At 69.2% G+C, this 16,048-nt stretch carries 16 protein-coding genes; 1 reads left to right on the plus strand and 15 read right to left on the minus strand.

Going from position 1 to position 16,048, the window contains the following annotated elements; genetic code table 11:
* Nucleotides 1–33: 33 nt before the first annotated feature.
* The 6 genes from ACQZ13_RS25320 to ACQZ13_RS25345 are packed head-to-tail and all read right to left on the minus strand — an operon-like array spanning nucleotide 34 to nucleotide 4,569.
* Entirely contained in the window at nucleotides 34–771 is a 738-nt protein-coding gene (locus tag ACQZ13_RS25320; RefSeq protein WP_431048625.1) for a lysophospholipid acyltransferase family protein, read from the minus strand.
* Nucleotides 771–2,099, minus strand: a complete 1,329-nt coding sequence (locus ACQZ13_RS25325; RefSeq protein ID WP_431048626.1) for a dihydroorotase — start codon at nucleotides 2,097–2,099, stop codon at nucleotides 771–773. The genes ACQZ13_RS25320 and ACQZ13_RS25325 overlap by 1 nt, the downstream gene beginning before the upstream one ends.
* Nucleotides 2,096–3,058, minus strand: coding sequence for an aspartate carbamoyltransferase catalytic subunit (locus tag ACQZ13_RS25330; protein ID WP_331615559.1), 963 nt, complete (start codon nucleotides 3,056–3,058; stop codon nucleotides 2,096–2,098). Before ACQZ13_RS25330 ends, ACQZ13_RS25325 begins: the two co-directional genes overlap by 4 nt.
* Nucleotides 3,059–3,062: 4 nt before the next feature.
* Nucleotides 3,063–3,563 (minus strand): bifunctional pyr operon transcriptional regulator/uracil phosphoribosyltransferase PyrR, encoded by a 501-nt coding sequence (pyrR, locus tag ACQZ13_RS25335; RefSeq protein WP_431048627.1) that lies wholly within the window; start codon nucleotides 3,561–3,563, stop codon nucleotides 3,063–3,065.
* Nucleotides 3,560–3,976 carry a Holliday junction resolvase RuvX gene (gene ruvX, locus ACQZ13_RS25340; protein WP_431048628.1) on the minus strand — a complete coding sequence of 139 codons (417 nt, stop codon included), beginning with the start codon at nucleotides 3,974–3,976 and terminating at the stop codon, nucleotides 3,560–3,562. Before ruvX ends, pyrR begins: the two co-directional genes overlap by 4 nt.
* 14 nt (nucleotides 3,977–3,990) lie before the next feature.
* On the minus strand, nucleotides 3,991–4,569 hold the full coding sequence (locus ACQZ13_RS25345) for a YqgE/AlgH family protein (protein ID WP_431048630.1): 579 nt from the start codon (nucleotides 4,567–4,569) through the stop codon (nucleotides 3,991–3,993).
* A 35-nt stretch (nucleotides 4,570–4,604) separates the two neighbouring features.
* Between ACQZ13_RS25345 and ACQZ13_RS25350 the strand changes: the two genes are divergently transcribed.
* On the plus strand, nucleotides 4,605–6,071 hold the full coding sequence (locus ACQZ13_RS25350; RefSeq protein WP_431048631.1) for a cryptochrome/photolyase family protein: 1,467 nt from the start codon (nucleotides 4,605–4,607) through the stop codon (nucleotides 6,069–6,071).
* Nucleotides 6,072–6,074: 3 nt separating this feature from the next.
* Here the strand turns inward: ACQZ13_RS25350 and ACQZ13_RS25355 are convergent, their stop codons facing one another.
* The 9 genes from ACQZ13_RS25355 to ACQZ13_RS25395 form a co-directional block, all read right to left on the minus strand.
* Nucleotides 6,075–6,584, minus strand: coding sequence for a spore coat protein U domain-containing protein (locus ACQZ13_RS25355; protein WP_431048632.1), 510 nt, complete (start codon nucleotides 6,582–6,584; stop codon nucleotides 6,075–6,077).
* The gene (locus tag ACQZ13_RS25360) at nucleotides 6,581–9,070 is read right to left on the minus strand and encodes a fimbria/pilus outer membrane usher protein (protein ID WP_431048633.1); all 2,490 of its coding nucleotides are present in this window, start codon (nucleotides 9,068–9,070) and stop codon (nucleotides 6,581–6,583) included. Before ACQZ13_RS25360 ends, ACQZ13_RS25355 begins: the two co-directional genes overlap by 4 nt.
* Nucleotides 9,054–9,812: a fimbrial biogenesis chaperone gene (locus ACQZ13_RS25365; protein WP_431048634.1), complete on the minus strand. Its 759-nt coding sequence runs from the start codon at nucleotides 9,810–9,812 to the stop codon at nucleotides 9,054–9,056. Before ACQZ13_RS25365 ends, ACQZ13_RS25360 begins: the two co-directional genes overlap by 17 nt.
* A 123-nt stretch (nucleotides 9,813–9,935) precedes the next feature.
* Nucleotides 9,936–10,409: a Csu type fimbrial protein gene (locus ACQZ13_RS25370; RefSeq protein WP_431048635.1), complete on the minus strand. Its 474-nt coding sequence runs from the start codon at nucleotides 10,407–10,409 to the stop codon at nucleotides 9,936–9,938.
* A 40-nt stretch (nucleotides 10,410–10,449) separates the two neighbouring features.
* Complete coding sequence (locus ACQZ13_RS25375) at nucleotides 10,450–11,334, minus strand: response regulator (RefSeq protein ID WP_431048636.1); 885 nt, start codon at nucleotides 11,332–11,334, stop codon at nucleotides 10,450–10,452.
* Between the two features lie 155 nt (nucleotides 11,335–11,489).
* The gene (locus ACQZ13_RS25380) at nucleotides 11,490–12,128 is read right to left on the minus strand and encodes a response regulator (protein ID WP_088406373.1); all 639 of its coding nucleotides are present in this window, start codon (nucleotides 12,126–12,128) and stop codon (nucleotides 11,490–11,492) included.
* On the minus strand, nucleotides 12,109–13,548 hold the full coding sequence (locus ACQZ13_RS25385) for a CHASE3 domain-containing protein (protein WP_431048637.1): 1,440 nt from the start codon (nucleotides 13,546–13,548) through the stop codon (nucleotides 12,109–12,111). The genes ACQZ13_RS25380 and ACQZ13_RS25385 overlap by 20 nt, the downstream gene beginning before the upstream one ends.
* Before the next feature lie 334 nt (nucleotides 13,549–13,882).
* A complete protein-coding gene (locus ACQZ13_RS25390) occupies nucleotides 13,883–14,929 on the minus strand; it encodes an alpha/beta hydrolase family protein (RefSeq protein ID WP_431048638.1) in 1,047 nt (348 codons plus the stop codon).
* Nucleotides 14,930–14,933: 4 nt separating this feature from the next.
* Nucleotides 14,934–15,992, minus strand: coding sequence for a GGDEF domain-containing protein (locus tag ACQZ13_RS25395; protein ID WP_431048639.1), 1,059 nt, complete (start codon nucleotides 15,990–15,992; stop codon nucleotides 14,934–14,936).
* Nucleotides 15,993–16,048 lie beyond the last annotated feature (56 nt).

Raw genomic sequence — 16,048 nt, forward strand, 5'->3', positions numbered from 1 at the left:
CTCACGACTTGCCGTCCCCGAACGACCACGGACTCAGGGCCTTGGGAGTGCGTTGTCGATTCGGTCCGAGAGAGCCCCCGCCAGATGGCGGCGATCAAGTCCCTCGGTGGGCATCGCGGGCAACGATCGCACTTCGACCGCCAGATCCTTGGCGGTCAGGATGCGCCAGAGACTCTCCATCAAGGACATCTGACCGATGTACTGCGCCGCATCGCTGTACGGCATGTCGGGCTGATGCCAGCGCAACACCACGGGCTGCAACGGCGTGTGCGTGCTGATCGCCGCCTGCAGGAGATTGCCGTGCAACGGGAGCAACGGGTAGCCCGCACCCGTCGTACCTTCAGGGAACACTGCCACCGTCTCGCCAGCAGCCAGCGCCTCGGCCGTCTTGTGCACGACACGCAGCGCATCGCGCTTGTTGGCCCGCTCGATGTAGAGCGTGCCGACCGCCGTCGCCAGTGCGCCGACCAACGGCCAGGTCGCAATGTCAGCCTTGGAGACAAAGCGCGCTTCAGGCATCACCGCATGAATCGCTGCGATGTCCAGCCAGGAAATGTGGTTCGCCGTGATCAGGCGCGGCGACGGGGCCTGAGGCCCGGGCGACTCAAGTCGCACACCCAGCACGCGCAGCAGCTTGGCCGACCACCAGCCCACATAGCGCTGCTTGGCCGGCGTCTCCAGACGACGCCAGCGAAACTGGACGAGGTACACCCCGTGCCCGATGTGCGCCAGCATCCGCAGCGCACGCCACGCCCCGACCAGGGCACGCATCAGACGGTCCGCTCGGCTTCGGTGACCAGCGACTCGTAGGCGACCGTGCCGGCCACCAGCGTGTAGCGCACCCGGCCCGGCAGCTCGAAGCCGGTGATGTCGAACGCGAACGGCGTGTGCTTGCCCTGGCTGACGAGACGCTCCGGCGTCACCGCGCCGCTGGCCTCGGCATCGAAGACGACGACGTCGCCGACGCCGCCTTCGACCAGCCGGCCCGCGCTCGCCGCCAGCGAGCCGAGCGCGTTGCCCAGCACCTTCACCGGACGCGCGGTGATGGTGTCGAGCGCCTGCGCCAGCGAGAGGCCTTCATCCTGACCCCATCGCAGCGCCAGGCTCAGCAGCAGTTCCAGTCCGGTGGCGCCGGGCGTGGCCTCGGCGAAAGGCAGCGTCTTCTCGTCGGCGGCGACGGGGTTGTGGTCGCTGACGAGCGCATCGATGGTGCCGTCGGCCAGCGCGGCGCGCAGCGCGTCGCGGTCGCGCTGCTGTCGCAGCGGCGGCTGCAGGCGCATCGACGAGTTGAAGTAGCCGATGTCGACATCGCTCAGGTGCAGCGAGTTGATCGAGACGTCCGCGGTGATCGGTAGTCCGTCCTTCTTGGCCTGGCGAACGAGTTCGACGCCGGCGGCGCTGCTCAGGCGGCACAGGTGGACGCGGCAGCCGGTGACGCGGACCAGCTCCAGGATCGTGTGCAGCGCGATGGTCTCGGCCGCGACCGGCTCGCCGGACAGGCCCAGGCGCGTCGCGACCGCGCCGCTGGCCGCGACGCCGCCGCTCAGCCACGGATCCTGCGCATGCAGCCACAGCGTGTAGCCGAAGCTCGCCGCGTACTGCATCGCGCGCTGGACGGTCAGCGTGTTGCGGATGGGCACGTAGGCCTGCGAGAAGCCGACGCAGCCGGACTCGGTGAGCTCGGCCATCTCGGTGAGCGATTCGCCGGCGAGTCCGCGCGTCAGCGCGCCCAGCGGGAACAGCCGGCAACGGCTGAGCTTGCGGGCGCGGAACTTGAGCATGTCGACCAGACCCGGCTCGTCGAGCGTGGGATCGGTGTCTGGCGGGCAGACGAGGCTGGTGACGCCGCCGGCGGCAGCCGCGGCGAGTTCGCTCTCCAGCATGCCTTCGTGTTCGTGGCCCGGCTCGCGCAGGCGCGCGGCGAGATCGACCAGGCCCGGTGCGACGACGAGGCCGGCAGCATCGATGATGCGGTCCGCGTTGAAGTCGCCGACGCTGCCGAGGCCGACGATCCGGCCCGAGGCGATGGCGAGGTCGCCGATCTTGTCCAGGCCCGACGCGGGGTCGAGGAGTCGGCCGTTCTGGATGAGGATCTTCATGCTTCGTTCCCGGCGAGGATGGACATGACGGCCATGCGCACCGCGATGCCGAAGGTGACCTGCGGCAGGATGACGCTGTGCTGGCCGTCGGCGACGGTGGAGGAGATCTCCACGCCGCGGTTGATCGGGCCCGGATGCATCACGATGGCATCGGGCTTGGCCAGCGCCAGCTTCTCGGGCGTGAGGCCGAAACTCTTGAAGTACTCGCCGGCGCTGGGCAGCATGGCGCCGCTCATGCGCTCGTTCTGCAGGCGCAGCATGATGATGACGTCGGCGTCGCGGACGCCTTCGGCCATGTCGTGGCACACGCGCACGCCCATGTCCTTGAGGTCGCCGGGCACCAGGGTCTTCGGACCGACCGCGCGGATCTCCGGCACGCCCAGCGTGGTGAGCGCGTGGATGTCGCTGCGCGCGACGCGCGAATGCACGATGTCGCCGACGATCGCCACGGTGAGGTTGGTGAAGTCCTTCTTGTAGTGGCGGATCGTGTACATGTCGAGCAGGCCCTGCGTCGGATGCGCGTGGCGGCCGTCGCCGGCGTTGACCACGTGGACATGCGGCGCGCAGTGCTGCGCGATCAGGTAGGGCGCGCCGGACTCGCTGTGACGGACGACGAACATGTCGGCATGCATCGCCGACAGGTTGGCCACCGTGTCGAGCAGGGTCTCGCCCTTGGCGGTGCTGGACCGCGCGATGTCGAGGTTGATGACGTCGGCGGACAGGCGCTTGGCGGCGATCTCGAAGGTGGTGCGGGTGCGGGTGCTGTTCTCGAAGAACAGGTTGAACACCGACTTGCCGCGCAGCAGCGGCACCTTCTTGACCTCGCGGTCGTTGACCGAGAGGAAGGTCCCCGCCGTGTCCAGGATCTGGTGCAGCACGGCCTTGGGCAGACCTTCGGTGGACAGCAGGTGGATCAGCTCGCCATGCTTGTTCAGCTGCGGGTTGCGTTTGCTCAGCATGGGATCAGTCCTCCTTCACGTCGAAGCTGAAGCGGCCGTTGTCGCCCTTGACGAGGCTCAGACGCTGGTTCGCGGCGACCGCGACACGCGCGGCGGAGAACACCGGCTCGATCGGCAGCTCGCGGCCGCCGCGGTCGACCAGCACCGCCAGCGTGACGCTCGCGGGGCGGCCGAAGTCGAACAGCTCGTTGATGACGGCGCGCGTCGTGCGGCCGGTGTAGAGCACGTCGTCGATCAGCAGGATGTGCCGGCCTTCGACCTCGAAGGGCAGCTTGGTGTGGTCGGCGCTGGCGTTCATGCCCTTGCTGCCGAAGTCGTCGCGGTGCAGCGCGCTGGAGATGACGCCGTGCTGGCCGGCGAGCTTCAGGTCCTGCTGGAGACGCTCGGCCAGCCAGGCGCCGCCCGACCAGATGCCGACCAGCGCGCTTTCGGGTTGCAGCAGGCGCTGGACGCCGCGCACGAGGTCGGCGTAGAGCGCTTCCGCATCAAGGTGCAATGTGCTCATGGGTGTTCCCGGAAGAATTGTTCGAGGATCAATGCCGCGCTCGCGGCATCGAGGTCGCGCGCGCCCTGCGACTGGGCTTCCACGCTGGTGTAGCGTTCATCGACTTCGACCACCGGCAGCCGGTAGCGGCCGCGCAGCTGCCCGGCGAACTTGAGCGCACGGGCCGTCATCTCGTGCGGCGCGCCGTCCGGATGGCGCGGGACGCCGATGACCAGCGCATCGGGCTCCCACTCCTGGATCAACGCGGTGATCGCGGCCCAGCGGGCGTCGCCCTGCTCGGTGATGGTCCGCAGCCCGCGCGCGCTCCCCAGCATCCGGTTGCCGGTCGCCACGCCGAGGCGCTTGGTACCGAAATCAAAACCGAGAGGGGAAACGAAGGCAGCGGGGGAAGAAGCGGAAGAGACAGTGCTCATGACGCCTCCTGGATTCATGCGTGCCCGGCCTCCTGGCTGAGCATGCGGGGATCGATGCCGAGCAGCGCGAGCGCCTTGTCGTAGCGCTCCTCGATCGGCGTGTCGAAGATGATCTCGGGCTTGGCATCGACGGTGATCCAGCCGTTGCGGCCGAGCTCTTCCTCCAACTGGCCCGCGGCCCAGCCGCTGTAGCCCAGCGTGACCAGCACGCGCTTGGGACCGGCACCGTTGGACAAGGCTTCAAGCACGTCGCGGCTGGTGGTCATTTCCAGCCCGCCGGGCACCGCCAGCGTCGCGCTGTAGTGGTTGCCCTGCTCGTCCAGCGCCTCATGCAGCACGAAGCCGCGCTCGGTCTGCACCGGCCCGCCGAAGAACACCGGCCGCGCGGCCATGTCCAGGTCGGACAACTCGAGCTCGACCTTCTCGAACAGGTTGCCCAGCGTCAGCGAGATCGGCTTGTTGATGACCAGGCCCAGCGCGCCCTTCTCGTTGTGCTCGCACAGGTAGATGACCGAGCCGGCAAAGGTCTCGTCCACCATGCCCGGCATGGCGATCAGGAACTGGTTGGTCAGGTCGATGCGTTCCTTGGACATAGGGGCGGATTCTATTTCACCGACACTCCCTCTCCATGAACGCCCTTGTCTGGTTCCGGCGCGATCTGCGCGCGGACGACCACGCCGCCCTGTTCCACGCCCTCAAGCACCACGAACGCGTGTTCTGCGCCTTCGTGCTGGACACGGACATCCTGGACGCACTCCCACGCGCGGACCGCCGCGTGGAGTTCATCGTCGACGCCCTGCGCGTGCTGGACGCGGATCTGGCGGCGCTGGCGCCCGGCGCCGGGCTGATCGTGCGCCACGGCACGGCGCGGGAGCAGATCCCCGCCCTGGCTGCGGAGCTGGAGATCGACGCGCTCTACTTCAACCACGACGACGAGCCGGACGCGCTGCGCCGCGACGCCGAGGTGGGCGCAACGCTGCTCGCACGCGGCGTCCAGGTGGAGAGCTTCAAGGATCACGTGGTCTTCGAGCGCTCGGAGATCCTGACCGGTTCACGAAAGCCCTACGGCGTCTTCACACCCTACAAGAACGCGTGGCTGCGGGAGATCAATCCCTTCTTCCTGAGCAGCTACCCGGTCGAGCGCTACGCGTCGCACCTGGCGAAGGCACCGCAACGGGACGTGCCGACGCTGGGCGACATCGGTTTCGAGGCGGCCGGACTCACCGCGGCGCTCACCGGCGGCAGCGCAGGCGCGCAGCGGCTGTTCGACGAGTTCCTCGAACGCATCGACCGCTACGGCGACACGCGCGACTTCCCGGCCGCGAAAGGTCCCAGCTACCTCAGCACGCACCTGCGCTTCGGGACGATCTCGATCCGGCGACTGGCGCGCGAGGCCTGGACGCTCGGCCACGCTCCCAAGCGCGGAACGACCGTCAGCGCCGGCGCGCAGGTGTGGCTCTCCGAATTGATCTGGCGCGATTTCTATCACCAGGTCCTGCATCACCATCCGCATGTCGTCGCCGGCGCATTCCGCCCCGAGTACGACCGCATCGCGTGGGCCGACGGCCCTGACGCGGACGCGGACTTCGAGGCCTGGTGCCAGGGCCGCACCGGATATCCGCTGGTCGACGCGGCGATGCATCAGATCAACGAGACCGGCTACATGCACAACCGGCTGCGCATGGTGACGGCCAGCTTCCTCATCAAGGACCTCGGCATCGACTGGCGTCGCGGCGAGGCCTACTTCGCCGAGAAGCTGATCGACTTCGACCTCGCCGCCAACAACGGCGGCTGGCAGTGGGCCTCGTCCAGCGGCTGCGACGCGCAGCCCTACTTCCGCATCTTCAATCCGGTCAACCAGAGCGAGAAGTTCGATCCCGACGGGAAGTTCATCAAGCGCTATCTGCCGCAGCTCGCCAAGCTGCCGCCCAAGCTGATCCACGCGCCGTGGCTGGCGAAGCCGGCCGAACTCGCGGCCTGCGGCGTGGTGCTGGGTCGCGACTATCCGGAACCGGTCGTGCGCCATGAGACGGCGCGCATGGCGACGATGGCGCGCTACGCCGTGGTCAAGGACCGGACCTTCCCCGACGCGTGAGCATCACTGGTACGTGAGCGTCACGCTGACGGCATCGGTGTACGGGCCGCCGGGCGGCACCGTGGTCTGCCGACCCGGGATGCGGGCATAGACCGTGTAGACCAGCCCCGGCGACAGCCCCAGCGCGTCGAGCAGCAGACCGCCGCCGACCATCGTGCCGGTCGTGCCGTCGCCCCACACCGTCGTGTAGGTGTTGTCGATGTACAGGTTGTAGTTGAGCGAATTCGCCCCGAAGCTGAGTCGACGGGCGGAGATGCTGGGCCCGCCGCCCTGGTTGAACGCGATGGTGAAAGGGATCAGCAGACCCGCGACGCCGCCGCACTTCACCGTGACCGTGCCGGTCGAGTCGGTGTTGCCATAGGCCAGCGGGTTGTAGTTGGCGAACAGCACCGAGGTCGTCGTGACGGTGCAGGAGCACACGCCCTGGATGCACAAGGCATGGGCCGAGGGCGCCGCGCCCATCAGCACCAGCCAGGGCAACGCGCGAAGCAGACGGCGGGGCATGGCATTCATGGCGACTCCTTGCGGGGATTCGAAACGGTCGTCTCCGGTCGGGGCGATGCGCCGGTGGACCAGGTCGTGATCTTGCGGCACACGACGGTGCCGAGGTCCGGCAGTTCGGTCGCCTGCGCCGGCAGCTTCAGCTCGATGCGGCACGGCGTGCCGTCCTCGCGCCGCGCCAGCACGTCGCCGACCGCGCCGGTGCCGTCCGGCAGTCCCGTCACGAAAGCCCGGCCGTCCAGGCCCATCGGGAATGTGCGCTTCGATCCGGCGACCTGCAAGTCGGTCCCCGGCGGCAGCGGCTCGCCGGCCTCGTCGACGACGCGGAAGGTCGCGGTGCGGCTGTGCACGATCGGGAACCGGATCAGCGCCGCGCTGCGCGCCGCCGGCATGACCTGCAGCTCCAGCGCCTCGATCTCCGCGTCCAGCGGCAGATCGTCGGCGACCACGCCGACGCGGTTCATCTGGTATCCCCGCAGCGCCGGCAGGAACGCGCGTCCCTTGGCATCGGTGCGCGCGACCGGCTGGTTGTCGTGGAGGATGCGCACGTTCTCCTGGTTGTCCACCTGCACGACCGCGAAGCCGCCGTCGATGCGCCGGCTCGCATAGGCGCTGCCGTCGATGTAGGCGAGGCCGCCGCTCGCGCCGAGCCGCACGTCGGTATTGCCCGACGTCCGCGAGACGCCGCCGTTCAGCGCCACCTTGTTGGTCTGCCACTGCGCCTGCGCCTGCTGCCGGCCATACGACTCCGACAGCAGCTGATAGCCGAGGCCTTCGCCGACCGGCGGGTTGCTCTGCAACTGGACCTGCCAGAGGTCGCGCGAGGGCTGCCCGCCGCCGCGCTGACCCTGCCAGGCCGTCGACAGGCTCTTGTTGCCGTCGAGCAGCAGGCTCCAGAAGACCGAGATCGCCGTGCCGCCGCCGTTGCCCGCCTTCAGCGCGGACAGGCCGAAGAAGCCCCAGCCGCCGAGGCTGCGACTCGCGTTGAAGGACCAGAGCTTGTTGGCCACCTGCAGCTGCCCCTGGGGCGCAAGCCGCTGCGGTGCGCCCTGGTTGACGAGTCCCAGACCCAGTCCCCATTGCTTCCACGAGGTACCGATGGAGGCCGAGACGCTCCACTTCGGCAGCACCGGATTGCCGAGCTGCGTGAAACCCGCCGTGGCGCGCTTGACCTGCACGCCGCCGCTCCAGTCCATGCCCTGGCGCTCCACGCCCAGCGTCGCGAGCGCGCCGCGACGCGCCTCGGGGTCGTCGCTGCGGCTGGCCACGCCCGCCAGGCTCACCGTGCCCAGGGCGGGGAACAGCCACAACCCCGTCGCGCCCAGCGCCTGCTGACGCTGCGTCAGTTCGCCGCGCCATTCCTGCGTGAAGCCGGACGTGAGGCCGTTGCGCCAGGTACCGGCCAGCACCGCGCGGCCGTAGCGGTTGCTGTCGATGCCGTAGTTCAGCCGCAGCCAGCCGGCCTCGACGCTGTAGGCCGACAGCCCCGGCTTCAGCAGCGAGGGGCTGATGTAGTACGGCTGCACGACGATCTGCTCGCGGCCGAGCAGGTCCCGCACCACGGTGCGGATCTCCCCCTGGCCGGTGACCAGCGGCAGATCGCTGATGTCGAACGGCCCCGGCTGCACCCGCCCCTGCAGCCGCTGGCTGTTGTTGACGAAGACATCCACCGTCGACGGCAAGGACGCCTCGCCACGCAAGGTCGGCAGCGGAAAGCTCAGGAACCCGGGCCGCAGCGAGAAGTCGGTGCTCCACTGCACGCCGCCGAAGCGCATCGCCTGGCCCCAGGTGCCCGGCTGCGCGATGCTGTCGCCGAGCCGCCAACTGGTCAGGTGCTCGGGGCGGTCGATGGTCCAGCGCGAGTCCAGCCGCACCCAGCCGCCGCCCGTGCCGCTGCGGTACAGCTGCTGATGGTTGAGGTCGCCGCGCGGCGTCAGCACGCCGAGTTCGGTGACGCCGTCGACGTTGCCGTCGCCGCTCAGGCGCTTCTGCCATTGCACGTCGTAGTTGGCGTAGACGCCGAAGGTCGACGGCAAGGTCACCTGCGTGGCGGACCGCGCCACCTCGACCTGCTGATCGGAGAAGGCCTGCGGCGGCGCATCGATCTCCAAGGTCTGGCTGAGCTCCTCGACGCGCCAGCGCATGAGTTCGCCGGGCCCGTCGCCAAGGATCATGTGCAGCTCGCCGTCGATCATGCGCGGCGGCAGCGCCGGAGGTCTGAACTTCAGTTCGGTCCAGAGCGCCTGCGGAATGGCGACCCCTTCAGGCACGCGCACCGCGCGCACGGTCTGCGGCTGCGGGATGCCGTTGATCTTCAGACCCAGCAGCAGCGTCTCACCGAAGCGCGGCGCCTGGGCCAGCGCCTGCGCCGGATCGGAAGGCGCCGATGCGGGCGCGGGCAAGGGCGCCGCCGGCGGAGGCTGCTGCGCCTGCGCCGCGGCACTCATGCACAGGCAGACCGCGGCCGGCAGCAGGCCGGGTTCACTTGCCCGTTGCACCGGCCGTGACCTGCTGCAATCCCTGGTCGGTCATGACCTGCAGACTGCCGGGCGGGCCGGCCGGCGTCGGGATGCGGTAGCTGCGCTGCTCGCCGGGGAACACGACGCTCTGCGCGCCCGGCACCGCCATCGACTTCACCTCGCCGTTGGCGCCGGTCACCCGCAGTTCGCTGACCTTCACATGGACGTTGCCGGCGTTGGTCACCGTCGCCACGGTCTCGCCGCTGCTGGCGCGCTGCACGCTCCAGGTGGAGTCCCGACGCACCTGGTTCGGCGCGACGTAGACCGGCACCCGCAGCGCCACCAGCACGCGCACCGCGCCCGTGACCTGCGTGTCGCCGCCCTGGCGCGCCACCGGGACCTCGCGCAGGACCATGCGGTAGGTCGCCTCCTGCTGGAGATCGGGCGGTCGCCGCAGGCCCACGCGCAAGACCTGGACCTGCCCGGCCTGCAAGGTGAAGATCGGCGGATTCACGAGCAGGTCCGTGGTCGGACCGTCGACGTCCTGGCCGTTCTCCCGCGTCCACCGGATGCCCTCGGCCTGCATCGTCACCGGCTCGGTGCCGTTGTTCTGGACCTGCACCGTCGCCCGGTCGTTCGCGCGGTCCAGCCGCACGTTGACCGGCATGATGCTGACATCGGCGGCATGAGCCGCCGGCATCGCCAGCAGCGCCGCCATGAATGCCGCCAGCATGGCCGTCATGCCCGGGACGGCGGCCAGTCCGCGTCGGATCGTGTTCATCGGTCTCTCTCCTGTGGTCTTGTCGTCCGATGTCTCCCTGGGCGTTCCGGCCGCCCGCTGCCGTCCTTTCTTGCTTTCCTCGCTCTCCTTGCGCGCCGCCCGAGGGCGGCTTGCCGTTCGAATTCAGTAGGTGACCGTCACCGTGACCGTGTCCGTGTAGGCCCCCGGGACCGCCCCGGTCAGCGAGGGCACCTGCCCGTAGATGGTGACGCTCTGCACGCCCCCGGTGCCGGTGCCGCTGTAGACGCTGCTGCCGCCGGTGCTGTTCCCCCAGACCGAGGTCCGCCCCGCATCCACATAGAGCTGGTAGCCCAGCGTATAGGCGCCGTTGATCATCTTGCGGGCCGAGAAGTTGGCCGCGCCGCCGGCGTTGCTTCCGGCGCTGAGCGCGACGGTGTAGGCCGTGGTGGCCGTGCATTCGATGGTGAGCGTCGAGGTGCCGTTCACCGGCCCCGCACTGATCGGATTGATCGCCGAGCCGAAGGCCAGCGTCGAGCCCGACACATTGCACGCGGACGACACCGTCGTCTGCGAGCTCAACGTGTTGGTCGCCGTCCCGCCGCGCGCAACGCCGATCAGGCCGACGAGTGCGGCCATGATCAGGAGCAGCGGGAGGTGTCTCCGCATCCGTGTCCCGTCAGTGCACCACGGCGCTGCCCCTTTCGGGCAACCGCGTGCCATGGGCCCGGGCCTCCGCAAGGATGAGAAGTCCGCGCGCGGAGATCGCGTCGCGGGGATAGACGGCCAGGCCGACATGGCTGTCCAGCCGCACTTCATGGCCGCCCAGGTCGAAGGGGTCGGCCAGCGATTCGCGGATGCGGTCGGTCAGCGCCTCCGCCTCCTGCACCGAACCGGCGCGCGAGACGACCAGCGCGAACTGCTCGTTGGCGTGCCGCGCCAGCAGATCGGCAGGGCCGGCGCAGCCCGACATGCGTCGACCGATCTCGACCAGCACCGGCGCCGCCGCAGTGACGCCCTGGCTGCGCAGGAGCGCCTCCAGGCCCTTCAGCACGACCACGGTGACCGCCACCTTGCCGGCCTCGGCGTTGACCAGACGCAGCACCTGGTCCAGCCGTTCGAGCAGCGCGACCTGGCCCAGCAGACCGGTCGCGGCGTCGCGCAGCAGCGGCGAGGGCCGCTGCTGCCGGCCGCCGACGAGCTCGCTCTGCAGCAGGTCGTCGAGATCGCCGAACAGCGTCTCCAGGCCGGAAGCCTTGTCGTAGAAGCCGTCGGCGCCGGCCTGCATGCACATGTCGCGGTAGGCGTCCATCGCGTGATGCGTGAGCATCAGGATGCGTCCCCGATAGCCTTTGCTGCGCAGCGCGCGCAGCACGTCGATGCCGGTACCGACCAGCAGCGTCATGTCCAGCAGCACCGTGTCCGGCTGCAGCCAGTCGATCAGCGCGATGGCCTGCGGCGCGGAGTCCGCCTCGCCCACGACGCGGGCGCCGGGCATGTCCTCGAGCCGGCGTGCCAGGAGCCGGCGGATGGCCGACGAGTCCTCGACGAGAAAGATGTCCATGAAAGGGTGCTCCGGATCGACGCGGCGACTGGTTGTCACCGCCTGTCCGGCATCTTGCGCGCGCCCTCCCGCCCACATCAGCGGCACCCCGCCCAAGCTGATGTCGGGTTCCCTCCGCAGGGTTTGTCGGGCGATCACCTACGTCCTCCGCCTGCTCACTGGATGTCCGTGAGACCGTGCTGGACGCAGTATTTCGTCAGCTCGGTGTTGTTGCGCCATCCCGTCTTCTCGAGGATGCGCGCGCGGTAGGTGCCGACCGTCTTGGCCGACAGGTGCATGGTGTCGGCGATCTCGGCCGGCGTCTTGCCGGCCGCGATCAGCAGCATCACGCGGTGCTCCTGCGCGGACAGCTGCTCGTGCGGCAACTGGCCCGGCGTCGCGCCGCTCAGCAGCCCCAGCAGGTGGTCCGCCATCGCCGCGGTGACGTAACGCCCGCCCTGCAGCAGGCGCTGCAGCGCGACGACCAGCTCGTCGGTCGCCTTGTCCTTGGGCAGATAACCGGACACGCCCATCTGCAGCAGCCGCGCCGCATAGGCGGACTCCGCATTGAGACTCAGCACCAGCACAGGCACGCCCTTGATCGCGCGCAGCATGCGGCTCGCGCCCTCGGTCCCGCTCGCGTCGGGCAAGGACAGGTCCAGCACCAGCGCGTCCGGCTTGTGCGCCTGGCCGAGTTGAAGCCCCTCGGCGATGGTCGACGCCTCGTCGATCACCGCCTGCGGCCAGTGGCCCTGGATCAATTGCTTGACCCCGAGCCGCATGATCGGATGGTCGTCAACGATCAGAAATCTCATCCCAACCCTCCTCGTTCTCCCGTCTCGCGCCGCCGCCACCGTTGGCGTCGTCCGCGTCCTCCAGTTCACTGCCGTCGGCGCCTACCGGCACCCGGACGTCGATCCGCGTGCCGCGCTGGGGCGCCGGTCCGAAGGCCATCTCCCCCCCTGCGAGCACGGCGCGCTCCCGCATGTTCCGCAAGCCCGACGCATCGACGCGCACATGGCCGGGACCCACGCCGTCATCCTCGATCCGCAGCCGGTATTCGCCGTCCTCCAGGCGCGATTCGATGGTCAATTGCTGCGCCTGCGCATGCCGCAGCACGTTGGTCGCGGCTTCCTGCAACAGCCGGAACAGCTGGTTGTGCTGCTCCGGCGTCAGGGCCTCGTCGGACGCCAGATCGACGTCGACGATGAGGTCGCTCTGCCGCTGCAGGCCCTGCACGTAATGCTGCACCGCGGCACCGAAACCGAAATCGTCCAGCAGCGGCGGCCGCAGCGTGTTGGCGATGCGGCGGGCGGCGCCGATGACCTCGTCGGCGATGGACAGCATTTCCTCGTGCATCGGCTCCTTGGCCGGCGCAATCTTGCGGGCCATCGACAAGGCCAGCATCTTGGCCGCCGTGCCGAGCTGGCCCAGTTGGTCGTGAACCTCGCGGGCCAGCCGGCGCCGCTCCGCCTCGACGCTGCGGTCCAGCTCCGCGGCGAAGCTCTGGATGCGCTGGAGCGCCTCGGTCAGTTCGCGGGTGCGCTCGACGACGGCGCCTTCCAGCTGCGCATGGCTGTCGCGCAGGGCGCGCTCGGCCTGATCGCGGCGCTCGCGCTCCATCCACAGCGCGGCCATTGCCGCCGCCACCATCACGCCGCCGGCCAGCGGCAACACCTGCGCCAGCAGCGTGGTCTCCTTCGTCTGGATCGCGACGGCCGTTTCGATGCCGTCGATCCTTTGTTGCTGCAAGGACTTCAAGCGGCCCAGCTCGCCGCGGATCTCGTCCATCAACTGCTTGCCCGCCACGTAGGCCTGGCGGTCCTTCAGCACCGATTCGCCGTCTTTCCAGCGGCCCTCGACCTGGCGTTCGACCTGATGGCGGCGCTCGGCGATGAAGCGGTCCAGGCGCTCGAACGCCGTCTCCTGCCGATCCGCCGATTGCGCGAGCGCAGTCTTGAGTTCCGCATAGTGGGCGTCGAGATCGCGTTGTGCGCGCTCATACGGCTGCAGGAAGGCCGCATCGCCGGTGATCAGGAAACCGCGCGTCCCCGTCTCGAGGTCGATCAGCAGCGCATTGAGGTCGGAGATCAGCTGCTGCGTGCGCAACGCCTGGGCGCGCACGTTCTCCTGACGCGTCAATTCGCCAAGACTGCGGTACTCGCCGTAGGCGGTGGCTACAAAAGCGATGCAGCCGGCCAGCAACAGGCCCGCAGCCACCGGAAAGGTCAGCATGCGCATCGAAGGTCCGGGCTTGCGCGCCCGTGTTGGTACAACCCTGTGGACGACGGCATCACAGCGATGACATCCGCGCCGACATCCACCCCAGTGCTTCTGTTGCTCGCGACCTGTGGTCGCGCCTCTCTCAAGCCCCGCGTCCTGGGGCCTCGTGCCGCATCTCTCTGTGGAGACCGTTCACATGGGCCTAACGCTAGAGGGGTAGCGCGGGAAAAGCAAGTCCCTGCTCACGTGGCGCGTTCCGTGAAAGCCACGTCCCGGTCATGGCGACGCCTGAAGTGCGCGGACGTACGGTGTGTTCAGGGGTCAGGGCTTGACACACGGCCACGGATCATGGCGCTTGCCACCGCGCGAGCAGCGCGGCATGGCGTCGCTGCCACTCGCGCATCGGTGCCTCTTCGCCGTCGAGCACGAGCCGGAGATAGGCCAGGCTGAGTTCGCGCGTGGCCGCCTTGACCTTTGGATTGAGATCCAGGCCGCCGGTATTCATCCGATCCGTGAAGATGCTGTGCGAGCCGCCGCTGAACATCGCGAGCGCCTTGTGGGGGCCGCCGATCGCGTCGAACAGCGCGACGCGGTCCGCCGGTCCGCTGTAGTAGCCGGGAATGGTGATCTCGTCGTCGGTGGCGCTGATGTGCAGCGTGGGAATCGCGACGCCGGACAGGATAGGCGCGGGATCGCCCTCGCCGTAGAACGGCGGCGCGGAGATCAGGATCGCCGCCTTGAAGCGCGGCTCCACCAGCGCCGTCGGAGGCATGCCGCCGGGCAATGCGGCCGAGGCCGGGACCTTCGCGCCGGCCAGCAGCAGGCTGGTGTTGGCGCCGTAGGAATGGCCTGCGATCGCGAGCCGCGACGGATCCAACTGAGGCGCCAGCGGTCCGGCAAGCAGGCGGTTCAGCGCGAAGCGGACGTCCTGCGTGCGGTCGACAGCCTCCTCCGGCTGGGCGGCATGCTGCAGCCGCAGGACCAGGTTCAGGGAGTTCGACCAGCCGAAACCGCCCGACCACAGCCGGCGGTCGCTGCCGATGTGCTGCACATGCATGGCGACCACGCCGTGCGCGGCCCAGTAGCTGCCCAGATAGCTGTAGCCGCGGCGCGAGCCGCCCATGCCGTGCGAGAACACCACGACCGGCCATCCGCCCGCAGGCGCTTCGCCCTGGGGCCAGTAGACACGGACCGGCACCGCGCGATGGCGCGCCGGATCGTTCCAGTCGAAGTCTTGCCAGTGGTGACTGCCGTCGTCGGCGAGCTGTGCGCCGGGCTGTGCGGGAAGATCGGGGCCGCTCGCGGGTGCAGGCGTTGCGCAACCGATCAGCAGCGCCGCAAGCGCCGCCATCGCCGAGGCGGCGAGCGCGGACCAGCGCCACGTCCTGTTCACGATGTCAGAACAGCTCGACGTCGCTCAGGTGCTTGGCCTCGGACATCGCGCCCTGCGCGACCAGCGTGGCATGGCTCTGCACCTGGTTCCGTCCCGCGCCCTTGGCGTGGTAGACCGCCTTGTCGGCGCGCTCGAAGGCCGCGGCCGGCGAATCGCCCGCGCGGATCTGCGTGAAGCCGATGCTGACCGTGATGCGACCGACCTGCGGGAAGGCGTAATGCGCGGTGTTGCTGCGGAAACGCTCGAAGGCATGGGCCGCGTCGGGCTCGTCCTCGCAGCGCATCAGCACGACGAATTCCTCGCCGCCGAAACGGTAGAGCAGATCGTTGAAGCGGAAGCTGCTGCGCATCAGGCGCGACAGCAGCAGCAGGACCTCGTCGCCGATCAGGTGGCCGAAACGGTCGTTGATCGACTTGAACAGGTCGATGTCGATGACGCCCAGCCAGTAGCGCGGATGCACGACGGCATGGCGACGATCCTGGCTCGCCTCATCGTGCACCGCGGCTTCGCTGGGGGCGCGCGTCGGCAGTTCCGAGACCGCCTTCAGGAAGCTCTCGTCGAAGGTCTTGCGGTTGAGCAGGCCGGTCAGCGTGTCGCGCTCGCTGTAGTCCAGCAGGCCCTGGAAGTTGTGATAGATCCGCAGCACGCTGGCGACCATGCGCTGCGCTTCGGCCTTGAGCCTGCGCGCGGTGTGCAGTTCCAGCACGCCGACGACCTCGCGCTCGGTGGCGAGCGGGAACAGCGTCACCCACTCGTCGCCCTCGCGCTGCTGCAGCACGCTGCGCTGCGTCAGGCATTCGAGGCGGCGGGGATCTTCGGCGAGTCGCGGCAGCTTTTCGGGGTCGACCCACAGCGAATCCGCCGTGGCGACCGGGTCTCCCGCGCGCAGCCGTGCGCGGGTCAACCAGCGCTGCTGACCGGGCTCGCCGACGCAGCGGTAGATCGCCACCGCGGCCGCGGGGCCGTTGAGCAGATCCCGCAACGCGGTGACGAGCGTGACGTCCATGACATCGCGGTCACGGAAGCCCGTCAGTTCGGCAAGATGGTCGACTACCCCGGACATGGTGTATGCAGCGTGGAGGGAGGATCCAGGCGCCGGCTTCCCGATGTCCGGGAGGC

This window comes from Roseateles sp. L2-2, from assembly GCF_050613215.1.
GTDB classification, from domain to species: Bacteria; Pseudomonadota; Gammaproteobacteria; order Burkholderiales; family Burkholderiaceae_C; genus Roseateles; species Roseateles noduli.

Coding starts and splice junctions, on each gene's coding strand:
- ACQZ13_RS25365 (WP_431048634.1), bottom strand. CDS start 9,812: ATGAACACGATCCGACGCGGACTGGCCGCCGTCCCGGGCATGACGGCC.
- ACQZ13_RS25325 (WP_431048626.1), bottom strand. CDS start 2,099: ATGAAGATCCTCATCCAGAACGGCCGACTCCTCGACCCCGCGTCGGGC.
- ACQZ13_RS25370 (WP_431048635.1), bottom strand. CDS start 10,409: ATGGCCGCACTCGTCGGCCTGATCGGCGTTGCGCGCGGCGGGACGGCG.
- ACQZ13_RS25375 (WP_431048636.1), bottom strand. CDS start 11,334: ATGGACATCTTTCTCGTCGAGGACTCGTCGGCCATCCGCCGGCTCCTG.
- ACQZ13_RS25320 (WP_431048625.1), bottom strand. CDS start 771: ATGCGTGCCCTGGTCGGGGCGTGGCGTGCGCTGCGGATGCTGGCGCAC.
- pyrR (WP_431048627.1), bottom strand. CDS start 3,563: ATGAGCACATTGCACCTTGATGCGGAAGCGCTCTACGCCGACCTCGTG.
- ACQZ13_RS25380 (WP_088406373.1), bottom strand. CDS start 12,128: ATGAGATTTCTGATCGTTGACGACCATCCGATCATGCGGCTCGGGGTC.
- ACQZ13_RS25330 (WP_331615559.1), bottom strand. CDS start 3,058: ATGCTGAGCAAACGCAACCCGCAGCTGAACAAGCATGGCGAGCTGATC.
- ACQZ13_RS25345 (WP_431048630.1), bottom strand. CDS start 4,569: ATGTCCAAGGAACGCATCGACCTGACCAACCAGTTCCTGATCGCCATG.
- ACQZ13_RS25385 (WP_431048637.1), bottom strand. CDS start 13,548: ATGCTGACCTTTCCGGTGGCTGCGGGCCTGTTGCTGGCCGGCTGCATC.
- ruvX (WP_431048628.1), bottom strand. CDS start 3,976: ATGAGCACTGTCTCTTCCGCTTCTTCCCCCGCTGCCTTCGTTTCCCCT.
- ACQZ13_RS25355 (WP_431048632.1), bottom strand. CDS start 6,584: ATGAATGCCATGCCCCGCCGTCTGCTTCGCGCGTTGCCCTGGCTGGTG.
- ACQZ13_RS25395 (WP_431048639.1), bottom strand. CDS start 15,992: ATGTCCGGGGTAGTCGACCATCTTGCCGAACTGACGGGCTTCCGTGAC.
- ACQZ13_RS25350 (WP_431048631.1), top strand. CDS start 4,605: ATGAACGCCCTTGTCTGGTTCCGGCGCGATCTGCGCGCGGACGACCAC.